Annotated in this window: 13 protein-coding genes, 1 tRNA gene and 1 pseudogene; 10 read left to right on the forward strand and 5 right to left on the reverse strand. The window is 70.5% G+C overall.

The window, feature by feature from the left end:
* Positions 1-10: 10 nt before the first annotated feature.
* The 4 genes from DMB66_RS10310 to DMB66_RS65535 form a co-directional block, all read right to left on the reverse strand.
* A complete protein-coding gene (locus tag DMB66_RS10310; protein ID WP_125803813.1) occupies positions 11-1294 on the reverse strand; it encodes an ABC transporter substrate-binding protein in 1284 nt (427 codons plus the stop codon).
* Positions 1291-2619 (reverse strand): L-fucose:H+ symporter permease, encoded by a 1329-nt coding sequence (gene fucP, locus DMB66_RS10315; RefSeq protein ID WP_125803814.1) that lies wholly within the window; start codon positions 2617-2619, stop codon positions 1291-1293. Before fucP ends, DMB66_RS10310 begins: the two co-directional genes overlap by 4 nt.
* Positions 2620-2879: 260 nt before the next feature.
* Positions 2880-4115, reverse strand: a complete 1236-nt coding sequence (locus DMB66_RS10320; RefSeq protein ID WP_125803815.1) for an SGNH/GDSL hydrolase family protein — start codon at positions 4113-4115, stop codon at positions 2880-2882.
* A 44-nt stretch (positions 4116-4159) separates the two neighbouring features.
* Complete coding sequence (locus DMB66_RS65535) at positions 4160-5143, reverse strand: YafY family protein (protein WP_125803816.1); 984 nt, start codon at positions 5141-5143, stop codon at positions 4160-4162.
* A 61-nt stretch (positions 5144-5204) separates the two neighbouring features.
* Here DMB66_RS65535 and DMB66_RS10330 point away from each other — a divergent pair, with 61 nt between their 5' ends.
* The 3 genes from DMB66_RS10330 to DMB66_RS10340 are packed head-to-tail and all read left to right on the forward strand — an operon-like array spanning position 5205 to position 7106.
* The gene (locus DMB66_RS10330) at positions 5205-5690 is read left to right on the forward strand and encodes a hypothetical protein (RefSeq protein WP_125803817.1); all 486 of its coding nucleotides are present in this window, start codon (positions 5205-5207) and stop codon (positions 5688-5690) included.
* A gap of 26 nt (positions 5691-5716) precedes the next feature.
* Positions 5717-6352, forward strand: coding sequence for an ElyC/SanA/YdcF family protein (locus DMB66_RS10335; protein ID WP_125803818.1), 636 nt, complete (start codon positions 5717-5719; stop codon positions 6350-6352).
* A 40-nt stretch (positions 6353-6392) separates the two neighbouring features.
* Positions 6393-7106 (forward strand): glycosyltransferase family 2 protein, encoded by a 714-nt coding sequence (locus tag DMB66_RS10340; protein WP_233624454.1) that lies wholly within the window; start codon positions 6393-6395, stop codon positions 7104-7106.
* Here DMB66_RS10340 and DMB66_RS10345 read toward each other — a convergent pair.
* Positions 7092-8273: a hypothetical protein gene (locus tag DMB66_RS10345; RefSeq protein ID WP_125803819.1), complete on the reverse strand. Its 1182-nt coding sequence runs from the start codon at positions 8271-8273 to the stop codon at positions 7092-7094. The two genes, DMB66_RS10340 and DMB66_RS10345, sit on opposite strands and share 15 nt — an antisense overlap.
* Before the next feature lie 526 nt (positions 8274-8799).
* On the opposite strand from DMB66_RS10345, the pseudogene DMB66_RS10350 reads away from it, so the two are divergent.
* The 7 genes and pseudogenes from DMB66_RS10350 to DMB66_RS10380 all read left to right on the forward strand — a co-directional run.
* Positions 8800-9837, forward strand: a pseudogene (locus DMB66_RS10350) (ScpA family protein); the annotation flags it as partial.
* A gap of 1274 nt (positions 9838-11111) precedes the next feature.
* Entirely contained in the window at positions 11112-12074 is a 963-nt protein-coding gene (gene scpB / locus DMB66_RS10355; RefSeq protein ID WP_370318356.1) for an SMC-Scp complex subunit ScpB, read from the forward strand.
* On the forward strand, positions 12061-12801 hold the full coding sequence (locus tag DMB66_RS10360) for a pseudouridine synthase (protein WP_125803820.1): 741 nt from the start codon (positions 12061-12063) through the stop codon (positions 12799-12801). The genes scpB and DMB66_RS10360 overlap by 14 nt, the downstream gene beginning before the upstream one ends.
* Before the next feature lie 57 nt (positions 12802-12858).
* Positions 12859-13539: a (d)CMP kinase gene (gene cmk, locus DMB66_RS10365; protein WP_125803826.1), complete on the forward strand. Its 681-nt coding sequence runs from the start codon at positions 12859-12861 to the stop codon at positions 13537-13539.
* 26 nt (positions 13540-13565) lie between these two features.
* A complete protein-coding gene (gene der, locus DMB66_RS10370) occupies positions 13566-14942 on the forward strand; it encodes a ribosome biogenesis GTPase Der (RefSeq protein ID WP_199752210.1) in 1377 nt (458 codons plus the stop codon).
* A 99-nt stretch (positions 14943-15041) separates the two neighbouring features.
* A tRNA-Pro gene (locus DMB66_RS10375) sits at positions 15042-15115 on the forward strand.
* 336 nt (positions 15116-15451) lie between these two features.
* Complete coding sequence (locus DMB66_RS10380) at positions 15452-16387, forward strand: tyrosine-type recombinase/integrase (RefSeq protein ID WP_233624458.1); 936 nt, start codon at positions 15452-15454, stop codon at positions 16385-16387.
* The last annotated feature ends 25 nt before the right edge of the window (positions 16388-16412 follow it).

Here is a 16412-nt window from a genome sequence, read left to right on the forward strand (position 1 = left end):
CCGCACCGGGTCAGCGTGGGGGGACCTGGCCGGCGGAGACCGCGTCCTCGAGGTCGGTGGCGAAGGCGGCCGGGTCACGCGTACGGATGTAGGTCGCGACCGCGTCGTAGAAGCCCTCCTGGAACGCCGGGCTCATCGCCTCGCCGTGGGTGACCGACAGCAGCACCGGCGAGGCCCAGAAGCTCCTCGACGAGCTCTGCTGGTAGGCCGACAGCGCCGAGACGTCCACGGTGCGCAGCACCGGCACCGAGCCCTTGGCCTTGCTGAAGGCGATCTGGGTGGCCGGTTCGCTGATCTCGGTCAGGAACGCGAGGGCGTTCCTGGCGTTGTCGGCCCTGGTCGCCGCGACGAAGACGTCGACGACCGCGAGGAAGCAGCCGTCGGTGCCGGGGAAGGCCACCGAGGCGAACTCGGTGCCCTCGCGGGCGCCGTCGGCGATCAGTTCGCCGTAGGCGGAGTCGTTCATGGAGGCGAACGCGCAGCCGCCCGCGGTCAGCTTCTCGGTGGCCGCGTCCCAGGTCAGATCGTTGGCGGCGGGGTCGGCGTAGGTGAGCAGGTCGCCGAAGGACCGCAGCGCCGTGCGGACCCGGGCGCTGCGCCAGTCCAGCCGGTCGGCGGCCATGTCCCGCCAGCCCTCGGCGCCGATCGTGCCGAGCAGCACGTTCTCGAAGAGCTCGACGGTCGTGAAGGGGTCCTTGCCGCCGAGGCACAGGGGCACGGTCCCGGCGGCCTTGACCTTCCGCAGATCGGTCAGGAACGCGGTGAGCTGGTAGCCGCCCACCGGCGTCGCGACGCCGGCCCGGGCCAGCACCGAGGGGTTGAACCACAGGACGTTGCCGCGGTGGGCACCCGTCGGCACACCGTAGGGCTTGCCGCCGCGGCGCACGGACTGCAGGATCGTCGGCTGCATCACCGCGTCCAGCCCGCCGGCCGCGTAGACCGACGAGACGTCGCGGACGGCGCCCCGGCCGGCGTACCCCTGGACTGCCTTGCCGGCGAAGGTCTGCCAGACGTCGGGCGGGTCGTCGTCCCGCAGGCGCTCGGCCAGCGCCACGATGGCCTGGGAGCCGGCGCCGCCGGCGACCGCGCCGTTGACGGCGTCGACACCGGGATTCGCCTGGCGGAACGCGGTGAGCAGGGCATCCAGGGCGGCGGCCTCCGACCCGGAGGTCCACCAGGACACGACCTCGAGTTTTCTGGTGTCGGTGGTGGCGCTCGTCGGCTCGTCGGCGCCGCAGCCGGTCGCGGCGAGCAGGGTCAGGGCGGCGGCGGCCGCCATCCGTCGGGCGTTCATGCCGCACTCCGCACGCTCGGGGTGGACCGGAGATCGTAGATCGCGTAGAGCCCGACCACGGCGAAGCAGGCGGCCGGCACGATGAACGAGAAGGCCGCGCTCGTCGTGTCCACCAGCTTGCCCTGCACCAGCGGCATGATCGCGCCGCCGACGATCGCCATCACCAGCCCGGCCGCGCCGAACTTGGTCGCCGGCCCGAGGCCCTTGAGCGCCACGCCGTAGATCGTCGGGAACATCAGCGACAGGGAGAACGACAGGGCCACCACGGCGATGACCCCGGCCAGGTTGGGGCTCGCCATCGCGAACAGGCACAGCACGACCGCCAGCGCGGCGAGCACGGCGAGCACCTTGGTCGCGCGGATCCGGCCGATGACCCAGGTCATCAGGAACCGCGAGGCGAGGAAGACCAGCAGGCTCAGCTGCAGATAGAAGCCGCCCTTCTCCAGGCTGCCGCCGAGCGCCTGCTGCACGTACTGGATCAGGTAGGTCCACGCGCACACCTGGGCCGCGACGTTGAAGAACTGGGCCACGACGCCGTACCGGTAGCGCTTGTTGCGCCACAGCACCCGGAACAGCCCCGCCGCACCGCCCTCGTGCGGGCCGGCGTCGGGGAACTCCTCGACGATCTGCGGCGCCTTCTGGCTGGCGATCGCGACGGCGATGAGCACGAGCACGAACGCCAGGCCCAGGTAGGGCGCCATCACCGCGCCGAGTTCGCCGGCCCGGATCGTATGCAGCTGCTCCGGGGTCAGCGACGCGATGTCCACCGGGTCGGCGAGCTTGGGCAGGATGAGCGTCGAGGCGAGCAGGACGCCGATGTTCGTGCCGACCGGGTTGAAGGCCTGGGCGAGGTTGAGCCGGCGGGTCGCCGTCGCCTCGGGACCGAGCGACAACACGTACGGATTCGCCGAGGTCTCCAGGATCGAGCAGCCGGCCGCCATCGCGAACAGGGCCACCAGGAAGGCCTCGTACGTCATGATCTTGCTGGCCGGGTAGAACGAGAAGGCGCCGATCGCCGCCAGCCCGAGCCCGGTCAGGATCCCCGTCTTGTAGCCGAACCGCTGGTTGATGAAGGCCGCCGGAAGCGCCAGCAGGAAGTACGCCCCGAAGTAGGCGAGCTGGACGAGCGACGCCTGGAACGTGCTCATCTCGAAGATCCGCTTGAAGCCGGCCACCATCGGCGTGGTCAGATCCTGTGCCACGCCCCAGGCCGTGAAGCAGCCGATCAGGGCGATGAACAGGAGCAGCATGCCGCGCCCGAGCAGCGGCTGGCCCTTCGCGAGCTCGGTCTCGTCGGCGATCGGAGCCGGGGCGATTCCCGCCATCTGCGATCCTTCCGCCGCGGTCGGAACACACCCGGAGAAACGGTGCGTTACCTGCCCACTACGGAGACGGTACATCTTCCTTCCATCGAAGGGAACCGCTGCCCCGACCCGAGAAAGACCTGATCACGACCCGACGTACGCCAGCGCGAAGCCGATCGTCGGCACCCCGAAGAGCACCGAGACCAGCGTGGACCGCGGCACCAGCACGTCGAGTTCGGGGTGAGCGTCCGTCCCGCCGCCTGTGCGCCCGCTGAGGGCCGTCAGCGGAACAGGCTCAGGTCGATGGAGTCGGCCATCGCGCGCTGGCCGGCGATGTTGGGGTGCAGGTGGTCGGCCTGGTAGGCCGGGAGCACCTGGCTGGGGTGCTGCGGGTCGCGGATCGCGGCGTCGAAGTCCGCGACCCCGTCGAACGCCCGGCTCGTGCGCACCCAGGCGTTGACCTGCTGCCGGGTGGCCTCCTGCGCGGTGCTGAAGCAGCCGGACTCGCACCCGTACGGTGTGATCGTCGCTCCGATCACCGTGATGCCGGCCCGCCGCGCCCGGTCCGCGATGGTCCGCATTCCGGCGATCAGGGCGTCGGCGTCGGCGTGGTAGCCGATGTCGTTGATGCCCTCGGCGAGGATCAGGTATCGGACGCCGGTCTGCTGCCGGACGTCCGCCCGTTCCCGCGTCAGGGCGGAGACGCTGGTGCCCGCGCCGCAGCAGTCGGTGCGGTCGGTGAGGATCTGGTTGCCGCCGATCCCCTCGTTGAGCACGCCCAACCGCCGGTGGACGGGCCGCGCCGCCAGCCGCGCCGCGAGGCCGTCGGTCCAGCGGTCGTTGCCGTTCCAGGTGCTGTACGCGCCGTCGGTGATCGAGTCGCCGAGCGCCACGATGCTGCCCGGCACGGCCCGCGCGGGACGCACGTCGACGCCGCTGAGCCAGAACCACGAGTTGACCGTGCCGGTGAACGGGGCGCCCGCGGCGCCGGCCTGGTTGCCGGCCGCCACGAACTGGGTGCCCTGGGCGGCGTCGTGCCCGGTGATCGCGGCCGCGTCGCCGCCGGCGGTGACGTAGAGGTCGACGGCGAGGTCCTGACCGTACTCGACACCCAGCGGGACCGGATCGCTGAAGACCTGCCCGCCGGCCGGCACGGTGACCGTGCCCCGGCCGCGGAAGGTGGCCCGGCGGCCGGTGCCGGCGACCAGGTCGGGCGACCCGGAGGCGACGGCCCGGGCCACGCTGACGGCACCGAAGGTGACGGCCTCGGCGCCGTAGGCGTTGCTCAGCCTGATCCGCAGCGGCGACCCGCCGAGCGTGGGGTGGACGAGCATCCGCAGGGTCTGGTCGGCGAAGGTCGGACCGGCCTCGCGCTGCGGGCTGGTCGCCCAGGCGCCGGTCCACGACCCCGCGTGCGGCTCCGCGGCGGCCGCGGGTGCGGCGAGGAGCGGAAGGGCCAGCGCCGCGACGAGCAGGGCGCCGCAGAGTCCATTAATGTGTGTCGATATCTTGGGCATGTCGTCGATGCTCGGCGAAGACCCGCCGATGCGCAACAGCCGTCTCACGGAGGGCCGTACCGGCGGGCCAGGGCGGTGCCGATCGCGGCCATCGCCTGCCGCAGCTCCGGCGGCCCGGTGACCTCGACCTCGGCGCCGAGCGGCAGGAGCCGTTCGCAGGCGTGCCGCACGTTCTCGATCGGGATCGTCGCCTCGGCCCACCCGTCGCCGCCGGGCTCGCCCACCGAGCCGGCCACCGCCCGCACCACCGCCGGATCGGCCAGCTCCGGCAGCCGGGCCAGGCCGTCCGCCGACAGCCGGATCGTCGCGACCCCGGTGAACCGCCGGGCCTCGAACTCCGCGAGGTAGGCCGACCAGTGCGCCGCCAGGTCGAACCCGGCCGGCCGCGCGAAGCGCTCCGCCGTGACGGTCACCTCGCGCACCTGCGCCACCCGGTAGGTGGCGACCCGGCCGGCGTCCCCGGTGGCGGCCACGAGATACCAGGTGCCGGACTTGAGCACCAGCCCGTACGGCCGCAGCCGGCGCCGGACCTCCTGCGGCGCCCGCCACCGCCGGTAGCCGACGTCGACGGCGTGCTGCGCCACCACGGCATCCATGAGCACCGTCAGGTGCGGCTGGGCCTCCGCCTCCTGATACCAGCCCGGCGCGTCCAGGTGGAAGACCGCGGCCGTACGCGTGGCCTGGTCCCGCAGCTCGGCCGGCAGGGCGGCGAGCAGCTTCAGCCGGGCCGCGGCGACCTCCTCGGCCAGTCCCAGATCGGCGGCCGGCGCCGGCAGCCCGGCCAGGAACAGCGCCCGGGCCTCGCCGCCGCTCAGCCCGGTCAGCCGGGTGCGGTAGCCCTCGACCAGCCGGTACCCGCCGTGCTGACCCGTCTCGGCATACAGCGGCACCCCCGCGGCCTGCAGCCGCGCCAGATCCCGGTACGCCGTGCGCACCGAGATCCCCAGCTCGGCCGCGAGCTGGCCGGCGGACAGCCGCCCGCGGGTCTGCAACAACAACAGCATCGACAACAGGCGACCGGCAGGCATGCCCCGATCATGCTGCTCAACCCTGACAGGTACTGACACAACCCGGCCTTACGGTCGCCACATGACACCGAACGGCAGCACCGACTTCGACTTCCTCATGGGCCACTGGGCGGTCCACCACCACCGGCTCGCCGACGTCACCGACCGCGACGGCACCGAGTGGATCGACTTCGACAGCGTGGGGCGGGCCTGGCCGGTCCTCGGCGGCCTGGGCAACGTCGACACCGTCTCGGGGACGATGCCCGACGGCCGCTCCCTGGAAGGCATGACGCTGCGCCTGTACGACCCCGGGGCCGACCGCTGGCGGATCTGGTGGTCCTCGACGGCCGTTCCCGGCCGGCTCGACCCGCCGGTCGAGGGCCGGTTCCGCGACGGCCGGGGCGTCTTCCTCGGCGAGGACGAGATCGGCGGCAAGCCGGCGCTGGTCCGCTTCCTGTGGTCGGCCATGACCCCCAGTTCGGCCCGCTGGGAGCAGGACTTCTCCTTCGACGGCGGCACCACCTGGGACCCGGTCAACTGGATCATGACCTTCACCCGCACCGGCTGAGCCGGCCGTTCTGGCAGGATCGACGGGTGCAGGACCAGAGGACCGCCGCCGTGCTGCTGGTGTTCGGGCGCGGCGTCATCGGCGACGGCGGGCGCTACACGCTCACGCCCGCCAGCGCCGCCCGGGTGCAGGCCGCCGTCGACTACGCCGCCGCGCGGCCCGGGGTCGCGCGCATCGTCTTCGCCGGCGGCTGGGCCGAGGCCGCCGAGGGCGCCGGCCAACCCCCGGCGGGCCGGCGGGAAGGCGACCTGATGCTGGCCGAGGCCCGGGCGGCGGGCCTCGACCGGCACGCGGACCTGCGCGCCGAGACCCGCTCCCGGAGCACCCTGGAGAACCTGCTGCACACCGCCGAGGACGGGCTGCTCGACGGGTACGCGTTCGACGCCGTACACCCGCTCGGTCTGGTCTCGCACCGCGAGCACCTGCCGCGGATCCGCTTCCTCGCCGCCAAGGTCCTCGGCCTGCCCGCCCGGGCCCTGCTCGACGTGCCCGCGACCGGGGGAGAGACGCCGCTGCCGTGGCGCTCCGAGCGGGCCGCCCGCCTCATCGCCAGGCTGGGCTTCCTCGGCGCCCGCGATCCGTCGGCCCTGCTGCGCCGCGAACGCCGGATGGTCGCAACCTTGCGGCGCGCCGAGCGCTTGCTGAGAAGTTCCGCTGGGTAAGGGAGCGGTGCCGCGCAACCACCCCTCGGAGGAGACCCACGTGCACGAGGCAGCGAATCGCGCCATGGTCGTCCTCCTGCCGGTCTACGAGCCGTCACACCACCTGCCCACCCTCATGACCGAACTGCGCGAGGCCGCACCGCAGTGCCGGCTCGTCATCGTGGACGACGGCAGCGGCCCGGCCGCCGCGCGGGTGCTCCAGCAGGCCGAGGGCCTCGGCGGCACGGTCCTGCGCCACCCCGGCAACCGGGGCAAGGGCGTCGCCCTCAAAACCGGCTTCGGGTACGCGGCGGAGCAGCATCCCGGCCTCGACGTGCTCTGCGCGGACGCCGACGGGCAACACAGCGTCGCCGACATCGTGCGGGTGGCCGACCGCGTCCGGGCGACCGGTCACACCGTGCTGGGCGTGCGCCGCTTCACCGGGGACGTACCGCTGCGCAGCAGGGTCGGCAACGCCGTCACGCAAGCGCTGTTCCGTGCCGCCACCGGTCGGGGTGTGCGGGACACCCAGACGGGACTGCGGGCGTACCCCGCGGCCCTGCTCGAATGGTTGTGCACGGTGCCCGGCGAGCGCTTCGAGTACGAGATGAACGTCCTGCTCATGGCGGCGCGCGCCGGGCACCGGATCGAGGAGGTCGAGATCACCACGACCTACCTGAACGACAACGCCTCCTCACACTTCAGCGCGCTGAGCGACTCGGCGCGCATCTACTGGCCGCTGCTGCGGGCGGCGGTCAGGTCAGCACCAAGTTAGGGTCGAGTTGGTGCGGGTGACGTTGCTGATCGTGTTGTTGGTGCCCGTGCAGGGGCTCCACCGGATGTTGGTGTTACTGACGGCCAGGTTCTGAAACCGGATGTCCGACGACGGCGCGAACTCGGTGCGCGAGGAGATCCGCACCTCGCCACCACCGTTGATCGTCCCGGAGGCGCCCGCCAGCACGACGTTGTAGCAGTTCTCGACCAGCACCGCGTTGTTGCCGGTGTTCGCGATGTCGACCCGGTCGATGACCGCGCCGCCGCTCTCCGAGACGCAGAAGACGCCGCGGCCACCGCCGCGGGCCTTCACGGTGCCCACCCGGATGTTGGTCGGGTAGCCGCTGCCGACCCGGCCGTTACGGTTGGCCATCCGGAACGCCGCGTACCCGGTGCCGGAACCGGCGTTGTCCGCGTCGACGGTGCCGACCGTGGCGTTGACCGTCTGGTTGAGCAGCAGCCCGGACTCGCCGACATTGCGCGCGGTGACGGTGCCGATGGTGAGGCCGTCCACACCGTAGGTCTCCACGGCGTGCGAACTGGCGCCGGAGACGTACGCGCTGTCGAGCCGGATGTTCCGCGAGGGCACGGTCTTGTCGCCGTAGTTGTCGATGCGCACCCCGAGCCCACCGGACAGTCGCATGTCGATCTGCCCGAGGATCAGATTGGACACGCTGCGCATGAAGATGCCGTACAACGGCGCGCCGGTGACGTTGAGGTGCGCGACCTCGACATCATGGGTGCCGCGGGAGTAGACAGGCGCCTGGTCGCCGGAGCCCGTACCGGTCACGTTGATGGTGCCGCAGACGTCCAGCAGGGTGTAGCTGGGCAGGGAGATCCGCGAGTTGGCGCTGATCGAGCCGGAGCCGCGGACCAGGACGTTCTGCTTCGCCGTACGGCTCGGCAGGCTGTTGATCGCGGCCTGGACGGCCGCGCGCATATCGGTGCCGGTGTAGACGGTGGTGCTGCCGCGGCGGGCGGTCCAGGTGCTGCCACTGAGCGTCGCGTCCGCCTGGTAGGAAAGCGCACCGCACGCGGCGGCCGACGCGGGGGTGAGGCCGGTGACGGCGCCGGCGACGGCGCCGGTGGCGGTGAGCGTCAGCGTGGCGGCGGTCAGCAGGCCGATACGCCGGCGTGCGCTCTTCGCTCTCGGGTGTGGGGAGGTCATCACTACTCCATCGCTGTCGGTTGCTGTCGGTTGTTTTGGATGTCGCTGTCGGTCTGCTTCTGGCATCGCTGTCCGTTGCTTCGGACATCGCTGTCGGTTGCTTCCGGCTTCGCTGTCGGTGACTTCTGGCTGCGCCGTGCGGCTGAGGCGCGCCGGGATGGCCGTCGCGGCCGTGCCGTTCACCGGGTATGCCGAGAAGGGGCGATGCCGTCCGCCCGCCCGGTGTTCGGGGTGTCCAGGAAAGCGGTTTCCATTTACGGACATCTATGTGAAGGAAGTGTTAACGGTCACCTCCGAGGTGTCAAGAGGAGGCGGGCCGTGACCGGTGGCCCGAAGCGCCGTTGGACCATCGCGGAGCGGTGTTCCGCAGGGCGGCGGGGGTACGGGGTTGAGCGGGGAACAGGTTGTCGGACCCGTGGTCTACGGTCTTCACGTGCCTGAACAGCCGGTCTCCGAGCCCGCCGCCGCGTCGCCCGACGTCGTTCCGGATGCCGCCGCGCCGGATCCTGCTGTGCCGGATGCCGCTGTGCCGGATGCCGCTGTGCCGGATGGCGCTGTGCCGGATGCCGCCGTGCCGGATGCGGCTGAGTCGGATCTTGCGGTGCCCGCTGAGGTCGACTCCGGCAAGTTCACCGTCCGGCTGACCAACTTCACCGGCCCGTTCGACCTGTTGCTCCAGCTCATCGGCAAGCACAAGCTCGACGTCACCGAGATCGCCCTGCACCGGGTCACCGACGACTTCATCGCCTACATCCGCGCGATGGGCGACGACTGGGACCTCGGCGAGACCAGCGAGTTCCTGCTGGTCGCCGCCACCCTGCTCGACCTGAAGGCGGCCCGGCTGCTGCCGTCGGCAGAGGTCGAGGACGAGGACGACCTGGCCCTGCTCGAGGCCGGCGACCTGCTCTTCGCGCGACTGCTGCAATACAAGGCGTACAAAGAGGCCGCAGCCGTCATCGCGGACCTGGAGGGCGTCGGCGCCCGGCGCTGGCCACGCGCGGTCAGCCTCGAGGCGCGATACGCCGAAGCGCTCCCCGACCTGGTCCTGGGCATCGGCCCGGAGCGCCTGCTCAAGCTGGCCCTCAGGCAGTTCCTGCCCAAACCGGGCCCGCCCGAGGTGTCAATCGCACACATTCACCAGGTCCGCGTCAGCGTCCGCGAGCACGCGGCGCTGATCCGCGACCGCCTCCGCCGAGCCGGCAGCGCGACATTCGGCCTGCTCATCGCCGACTGCGAAAACACCCTCGAAGTCGTGGCCCGCTTCCTGGCGCTGCTGGAGCTATACCGCGAAGGCCTGATCGACTTCGAGCAACCGGTGTCCCTGGAAGAGATGACGATCCGCTGGATCGGCGGCGACCAGATCGAAGGCGACCTCGACATCGACGACTACGAGGGAACGCCCGCGGAGCCGGACACCGCCGCGATGGACCCGGACGACACCGACCCGGACGATCCCGACGCGACCGTTCAGGGCGGCAGCATCAGCGAGGAAGACCTGGTTGCTCTGGGCCTAACCGACCCCGACGCGACCGTTCCGGACGCCGTGGGCGGCGAGGAAGATCCGGCTGGCCTGGGTCTGGGCGGCTCGGATAGGTCCGTTTCGGGTGCTGTGGTCGGTAGGGAGGATGCGGTTGGTCTGGGTCTGGGTGGGCCTGACGCGGCCGTTTCGGGTGCTGTGGTCGGCGGGGAAGATCCGGTTGGTGTGGGTTTTGCCGACCCCGATGGGACCGTTTCGGGTGCTGTGGTCGGCGAGGAGGATCCGATCGACCTCGGTCCGGACGAGGCCGAGGAGCGGGATCCGATCGCACTGGATGCGGGCGGAGCCGGTGGCGATCGGCCCGACCTGGACCAGGCCCGGGGCGGGCTCGGCCCGGACCGGATCGACGGCGACCGACCCGGCGATGATCGTCAAGCCATTCTTGAACCAGCCGAGCCCGACCCGGCTGACCAGGACCCGTCTGCGCGGGATGAGTCCGGTCCGGCAAGGACGGGTATTCCTGAAGCCGGCCAGCACACCGCAGACCGTGTCTCGACCAACGAGGAACAACGATGACCGACGAGCGTCCCGAGTCCCTTGCCGCGCAGGCCGCTTCCTGGGTGCCGCCCTGGGAGCGGGCCCCCCGGCCGCCCGACCCGGAGTTCGCGGCCAAGGCCCGGGCCGAGGAGAGCGACAACGAGGAGTTTGCCGAGTCGAATCTCGCGGATGGCGACGAGGGGCTTGCTGAGTCGAGTCTCGCGGATGGCGGCGAGGAGTTTGCTGAGTCGAATCTTGCGGATGGCGGCGAGGAGTTTGCCGAGTCGAGCCTCGCGGATGGTGACGAAGGAATCGCCGGGACGAGCCTCGCGGATGACGGCGAGGTCGATGCCGCCGTCGAAGGGCCGGATCCGGCCGTCCGTGCCGGGGTGCCGGCCGAGCTTCCGCCGTTCCCGGAGGAGGCCGGTGGGCCGCCGACCGTCGACGCGCCCAGGGAGATGCCGGGCGAGGCGGAGCGCGAGCCGACCGACGTCGGCACCGGGCCGGAACTGCCGCAGCCGGACGCGATCGAGCAGGCCGCCGAGCATGAGATCGGCAACGCGCCCCTGGTAGACGCGCCCCTCGATGGCGACGACGCCGGGGACGTCTTCGACGCGGCCGCCGACGATGACATCGGGGAGGACGCGGAACTGGACCTGCCCTTCGCCGAGGAAGTGCCGGGACCGGAAGAGGACGAGGGGCCGACCGCCGCGCGAGCCGAGGCGTCCGCGCCGGTCACGGGGCAGGCCGGGGCTGCGCCATCCGGGGTAGCCCGGGCGAGTGAAGCCGGGTCGGAGACCGGGCCGGGCGCGGAGCCGGCCGGGATCGCATCGCCGGGAGCCGGCAAGCCGAGCCCCGAGCAGGTCGGCGGATCCAGGTCGACGTCCGCGGATTCGGGCACGCCGCCGGCCGGTGATCCGACTGCCGCCTCGTCGGCGAGCCGCACGGACAACCCGAGTCCGTCCGCCGGCGCGGACGCGGCGCCGGCCGATGCGGCCGTTACGGATGCGGCTGCGGTAGATGCGGCTGCCGTGGATGCGGCTGCGGTGGATGCGGCCGCTCGGGGGAGTGCCGATGTCGAGGCCGCGGTCGGTGCCGGGGCCGTGGCGCGGCAGCCTGTGTCACGGGCGCGGCCCAGTTCTGGGATTCCCGCTCAGGGGCGTGGCAGCAAGGGGGGCGCCGCTGCTTCTGGGGCGTTGTCGACCCGTACCGAAGAAGAAGCGCAAGCACCCGCGCCGATGGAGGATGCCGAGTTGCGGGCGGCGCTGGAAGCGATTTTGCTCGTTGTCGATGAGCCGGTCGCTGAGATGCAGCTCGCGCAGATCGTGGAGCAGCCGGCTGAGCGGGTCGGTGGCATGCTTGAGGACATCTCGGCGCGGTACACGGCGGCCGGGCACGGGTTTGACCTGCGGCGGGCCGCGGGTGGTTGGCGTCTCTATACGCGGCCGGAATATGCGGCCTATGTCGAGCGGTTTGTGCTGGATGGTCAGTCGGTGCGGCTCACTCAGGCCGCCCTGGAAACGCTCGCTGTAGTTGCCTATAAGCAGCCTGTGACGAGGTCGCGCATCTCGGCCATCCGCGGTGTGAACTGTGATGGCGTCATGCGTACGCTTAACACTCGCGGCCTCATTGAGGAATGCGGCATCGAGGGCGAGACCGGGGCATTCCTGTACCGCACCACGGCGCTGTTCCTGGAGAAGCTCGGTCTCAACTCGGTCGACCAGCTTCCGCCGCTGGCCCCGTTCCTACCCGACGACGTGGAAGAAGTGCTCGATGCCTCAGGCTGATCCGGATACCTCCGTGCGGCTGCAGAAGATTCTCGCCACCGCGGGGGTCGGATCCCGGCGTGCGTGTGAAGATCTGATCTTCCGCAGGCGCGTCACCGTGAACGGCCAGGTCGCCAAGCTCGGCGACAAGGTCGACGCCGCCACCGCCGAGATCCGCGTGGACGGCGCGCGGATCGTCACCGACACCAAGCTGGTGTACCTGGCGATGAACAAGCCCCGCGGCGTGGTCTCGAGCATGGACGACGAGAAGGGCCGCAACGAGCTCGCCGACTTCCTCGGCACGTTCGAGCAGCGCATCTTCCACGTCGGCCGGCTCGACGCCGACAGCGAGGGGCTGCTGCTGCTCACCAACGACGGCGCGCTCGCGCACAAGCTGATGCACCCGTCGTACGGGATCGCCAAGACCTACCTGGCCGAGGTCGCCGGCCCGCTGCCGCGCACCGTCGGCCGCCGGCTGCAGACCGGCGTCGAGCTGGAGGACGGCCCGGCGAAGGTCGACACGTTCAAGCTGGTCGACGCGGTCGGCAAGACCGCCCAGATCGAGATCACCCTGCACGAGGGCCGCAAGCACATCGTGCGCCGGATGATGGACGAGGTCGGGCACCCGGTGTCGCGGCTGATCCGTACGGCGGTCGGCCCGATCCGCCTGGGTGACATGCGCCCGGGCGGCTTCCGCCGGTTGTCGAACGCCGAGGTGAGCGCGCTGTTCAAGGCCGTCGGCGACTGAGCTTCGGGCGCCCGGCACAATAGGTAGTTGTTCGTGTTTCCGGTCTTGGAGGTAATGGTGGAGCAAGCAGTGCGGCCCGAACGATGCGTGGTGGCCGTCGACGGTCCCTCGGGATCGGGCAAATCCACCGTTTCCCGGCGACTCGCCACCGCGATCGACGGCATCTACCTGGACACCGGCGCGATGTACCGCGCGATCACCTGGGCCGTGCTGCAGGCCGGCGCCGACCTGCAGAACACCGAGTCGATCCTGAAGATCGCCCAGGAGACCAGCCTCACGATCGGCACCGACCCCCAGGCCCCGCACTTCCGGGCCAACGGCGAGGACGTCGACGCGGCCATCCGCGGGCCCGAGGTCACCGGCGCGGTCTCGGCCGTGGCCGCGGTGCCCGGGGTACGCCGGATGCTGGTGCGCCTCCAGCAGGAGATCATCGCCGCCGCCCCCCGCATCGTCGTGGAGGGCCGGGACATCGCCTCGGTCGTCGCCCCCGACGCCGACCTGAAGGTCTACCTGACCGCGTCCGCCGCCGCCCGCGCCCAGCGCCGCAGCGCGGAGGACGCCACCGACGTGGCGGCAACCGAGGCGGACCTGAACCGACGCGACAAGCTCGACTCGAGTCGCGCCGCCGACCCGCTGCGCCAGGCCGACGACGCCATCACGCTCGACACCACGGGCATCGGCATCGACGACGTCGTGGCGCAGCTCCTGAGCATGCTCAATAGCAAGGTGAGTTCGTGAGTGACTTTTCTTCCGAGGTCTCGGCCTTGGAATCCGCTCTCCTCCAGTCCGTCGCCGAGGAAGGCCCCGTTCCGGTGGTCGCCGTCGTCGGCCGCCCCAACGTCGGCAAGTCGACGCTGGTCAACCGCATCATCGGCCGCCGCCAGGCGGTGGTCGAGGACAAGCCCGGCGTGACCCGCGACCGCGTGCCGTACGACGCGCAGTGGAACGGTCGCCGCTTCACCGTCGTCGACACCGGCGGATGGGAACCCGACGCCCGCGACCGGGCGGCCGCCATCGCGGCCCAGGCGGAGATCGCGGTGCAGACCGCCGACGTCGTCATCTTCGTGGTCGACGCGATGGTCGGTGCCACGGACGTGGACGAGAAGGCCGTCCGGATGCTGCGCCGCAGCCACAAGCCGGTGATCCTGGTGGCCAACAAGGCCGACAACCAGAACATCGAAAACGAAACGGTGGCGCTGTGGGGACTCGGGCTGGGAGAGCCGTTCCCGCTGTCCGCGCTGCACGGCCGCAACGCCGGTGACCTGCTCGACAAGATCCTCGCGGCCATGCCGCCGGCACCGGCGATCATCGAGAACGCGCCCCGCGGCCCGCGCCGGGTCGCGCTGGTCGGTCGCCCCAACGTGGGCAAGTCCTCGCTGCTGAACAGGCTGGCCCGCGAAGAACGGGCGGTCGTAGACTCGGTGGCGGGCACGACGGTCGACCCCGTCGACAGCCTGGTGCAGATGGACGACGAGGTCTGGCAGTTCGTCGACACGGCCGGGCTGCGCAAGCGGGTCAACCAGGCATCGGGCACGGAATACTACGCGTCGCTGCGCACCGCCGGGGCCGTCGAGGCTGCCGAGGTCGGCGTCGTATTGTTGGACGCCTCAGAAGTCATCAGCGAGCAGGACCAGCGGGTGCTGACGCAGGTGGTCGAGGCCGGGCGGGCGCTGGTGATCGCCTTCAACAAGTGGGACCTGGTCGACGCCGACCGGCGGATCTTCCTGGACAAGGAGATCGACCGCGAACTCAAGCGGATCCCATGGTCCATCAAGGTGAACATCTCGGCAAAAACGGGACGAGCCGTCGACAAGCTGGCGCCGGCGCTCCGCAAGGCGCTGGACAGCTGGGAGAAGCGCATCCCGACAGGGACGCTGAACCAATGGCTGACGGCGCTGACACAGGCCACGCCACACCCGGTGCGAGGCGGCCGCGCGCCCCGAATCATGTTCGCGACGCAGGCCGGGGTGGCGCCGCCGAGGTTCGTGCTGTTCACGACGGCACCGCTGGATGCCGGGTATCAGCGGTTCATCGAGCGGAAGCTCCGTGAGGAGTTCGGCTTCGAGGGAAGCCCGATCGAAGTGTCGGTCAAGCCACGGAAGAAGCTGGGCCCTGGTGGGCGGGGCAAGGCGCACGGCTGAGGTTGTCGGTCCTGGCCCTGGCATGCCGGTGTGAAGTCGGTTGAGGGGCTGGGGTAGGCTTGGGTTGTTGCCGCGCACTGGGGTTCCGGGGCGTGGCATCGGGCTGTAGCGCAGCTTGGTAGCGCACTTGACTGGGGGTCAAGGGGTCGCAGGTTCAAATCCTGTCAGCCCGACAGTTAGAGGGTTTTCGCAGGTCAGTGACTTGCGGGAGCCCTCTTATTGTTTATAATCATCGATTCGTCAGTGCCTTGGATCCCTTGACTTAGTCGGTCCACAGTGGCGCTGCGGTGCTTATTTTCGCAGTTCAGGGCCGTTCCGCAAGCGTTCTGGTTGACTCCTTGACTCGGTCGCTGTCTTCTTCCCCGCCCGATGTTTCCGCAGGTCAGACGGTGTACGTCGATCGGGCGAAGGTGTCTTGCGTTGAGCACGCCGCACAGCGACCCTTTGACTCGGGAGGCTGAACCCGCTTCTCAGCGACTCCTTGACTCGGGAGGTGGACGTTGAGCGTCGTGACGCTTTTGACTGGTATGAAGAATGCTGGCTGGGCCGGGCTGTTGCGGGACTGGGACCGGTCTTTGCGGGCGGGGAATCATCCGGAGACGACCCGCTACAACTATTTGCTCGCTGCCGTGCAGTTGGCGGGTTATCTCGTTGCCGAGGATCCGGACTCCGGTGGCGCGCGTGATCCGGGCTTGGTGACCAGGCGGCAGGTGGTGGCTTTTCAGGCCTGGATGGTGGAGTCGCGGTCGGCGGGAACGGCCTTGAACAAGTACAAGGCGTTGTTGCGCTTCTTTGGCTGGCTTGTGGAGGAGGGCGAGGTCGCGTGCTCTCCGATGGTCGGGGTGCCGATGCCGAGGGTGGGGCAGAAGCTCGTGCCGATTATGACTGGGGACGAGACGCGGCGGCTTCTCGCGGAGTGCCAGGGCAAAGAGTTCGCGCAGGTGCGTGACCAGGCGTTGATCAGGATGTATTGCAGCACCGGGGCACGCTTGTCGGAGATCGGTGGTCTGCTCGTAGCTGACGTCGATCTGGATACCGAGTCCGTGTTGCTGCACGGTAAGGGTGCGAAGGATCGACGGGTTCGGTTCGGGCCGAATACGGCTCGCGCGCTGAGCCGATACTTGCGGCTCCGTGGCCGGCGCGAGGGTGCCGCGGAAATGCCGCAGCTGTGGGTATCCGTGCGTGGGATGAGTCCGTTGCGGCCGGCCGGTATCAAGGTTCGCCTCAAGCGGTTGGGGCAGGCTGCTGGGGTGGAGCATGTGTATGCCCATCGTTGGCGGCACAGCTTCGCGCATGAGTGGAAGCTGCTCGGCGGCAACGAGGGTGATTTGATGTTGCTGATGGGGTGGTCGTCGGATGAGATGCCGCGCCGGTACGGGCTGAGCGCAGCGGCGGAGCGGGCGCAGGAGCTTCAACTGCGCTTCGGCATCGGTGAGCGTTTCTGACGGGCGCTGCCAGCGGGGCCTGTCG

The organism is Actinoplanes sp. ATCC 53533, assembly GCF_003947245.1.

Coding starts and splice junctions, on each gene's coding strand:
- DMB66_RS10345 (WP_125803819.1), bottom strand. CDS start 8,273: ATGACCTCCCCACACCCGAGAGCGAAGAGCGCACGCCGGCGTATCGGC.
- DMB66_RS65535 (WP_125803816.1), bottom strand. CDS start 5,143: ATGCCTGCCGGTCGCCTGTTGTCGATGCTGTTGTTGTTGCAGACCCGC.
- DMB66_RS10310 (WP_125803813.1), bottom strand. CDS start 1,294: ATGAACGCCCGACGGATGGCGGCCGCCGCCGCCCTGACCCTGCTCGCC.
- DMB66_RS10320 (WP_125803815.1), bottom strand. CDS start 4,115: ATGCCCAAGATATCGACACACATTAATGGACTCTGCGGCGCCCTGCTC.
- fucP (WP_125803814.1), bottom strand. CDS start 2,619: ATGGCGGGAATCGCCCCGGCTCCGATCGCCGACGAGACCGAGCTCGCG.
- DMB66_RS10330 (WP_125803817.1), top strand. CDS start 5,205: ATGACACCGAACGGCAGCACCGACTTCGACTTCCTCATGGGCCACTGG.
- DMB66_RS10360 (WP_125803820.1), top strand. CDS start 12,061: ATGCCTCAGGCTGATCCGGATACCTCCGTGCGGCTGCAGAAGATTCTC.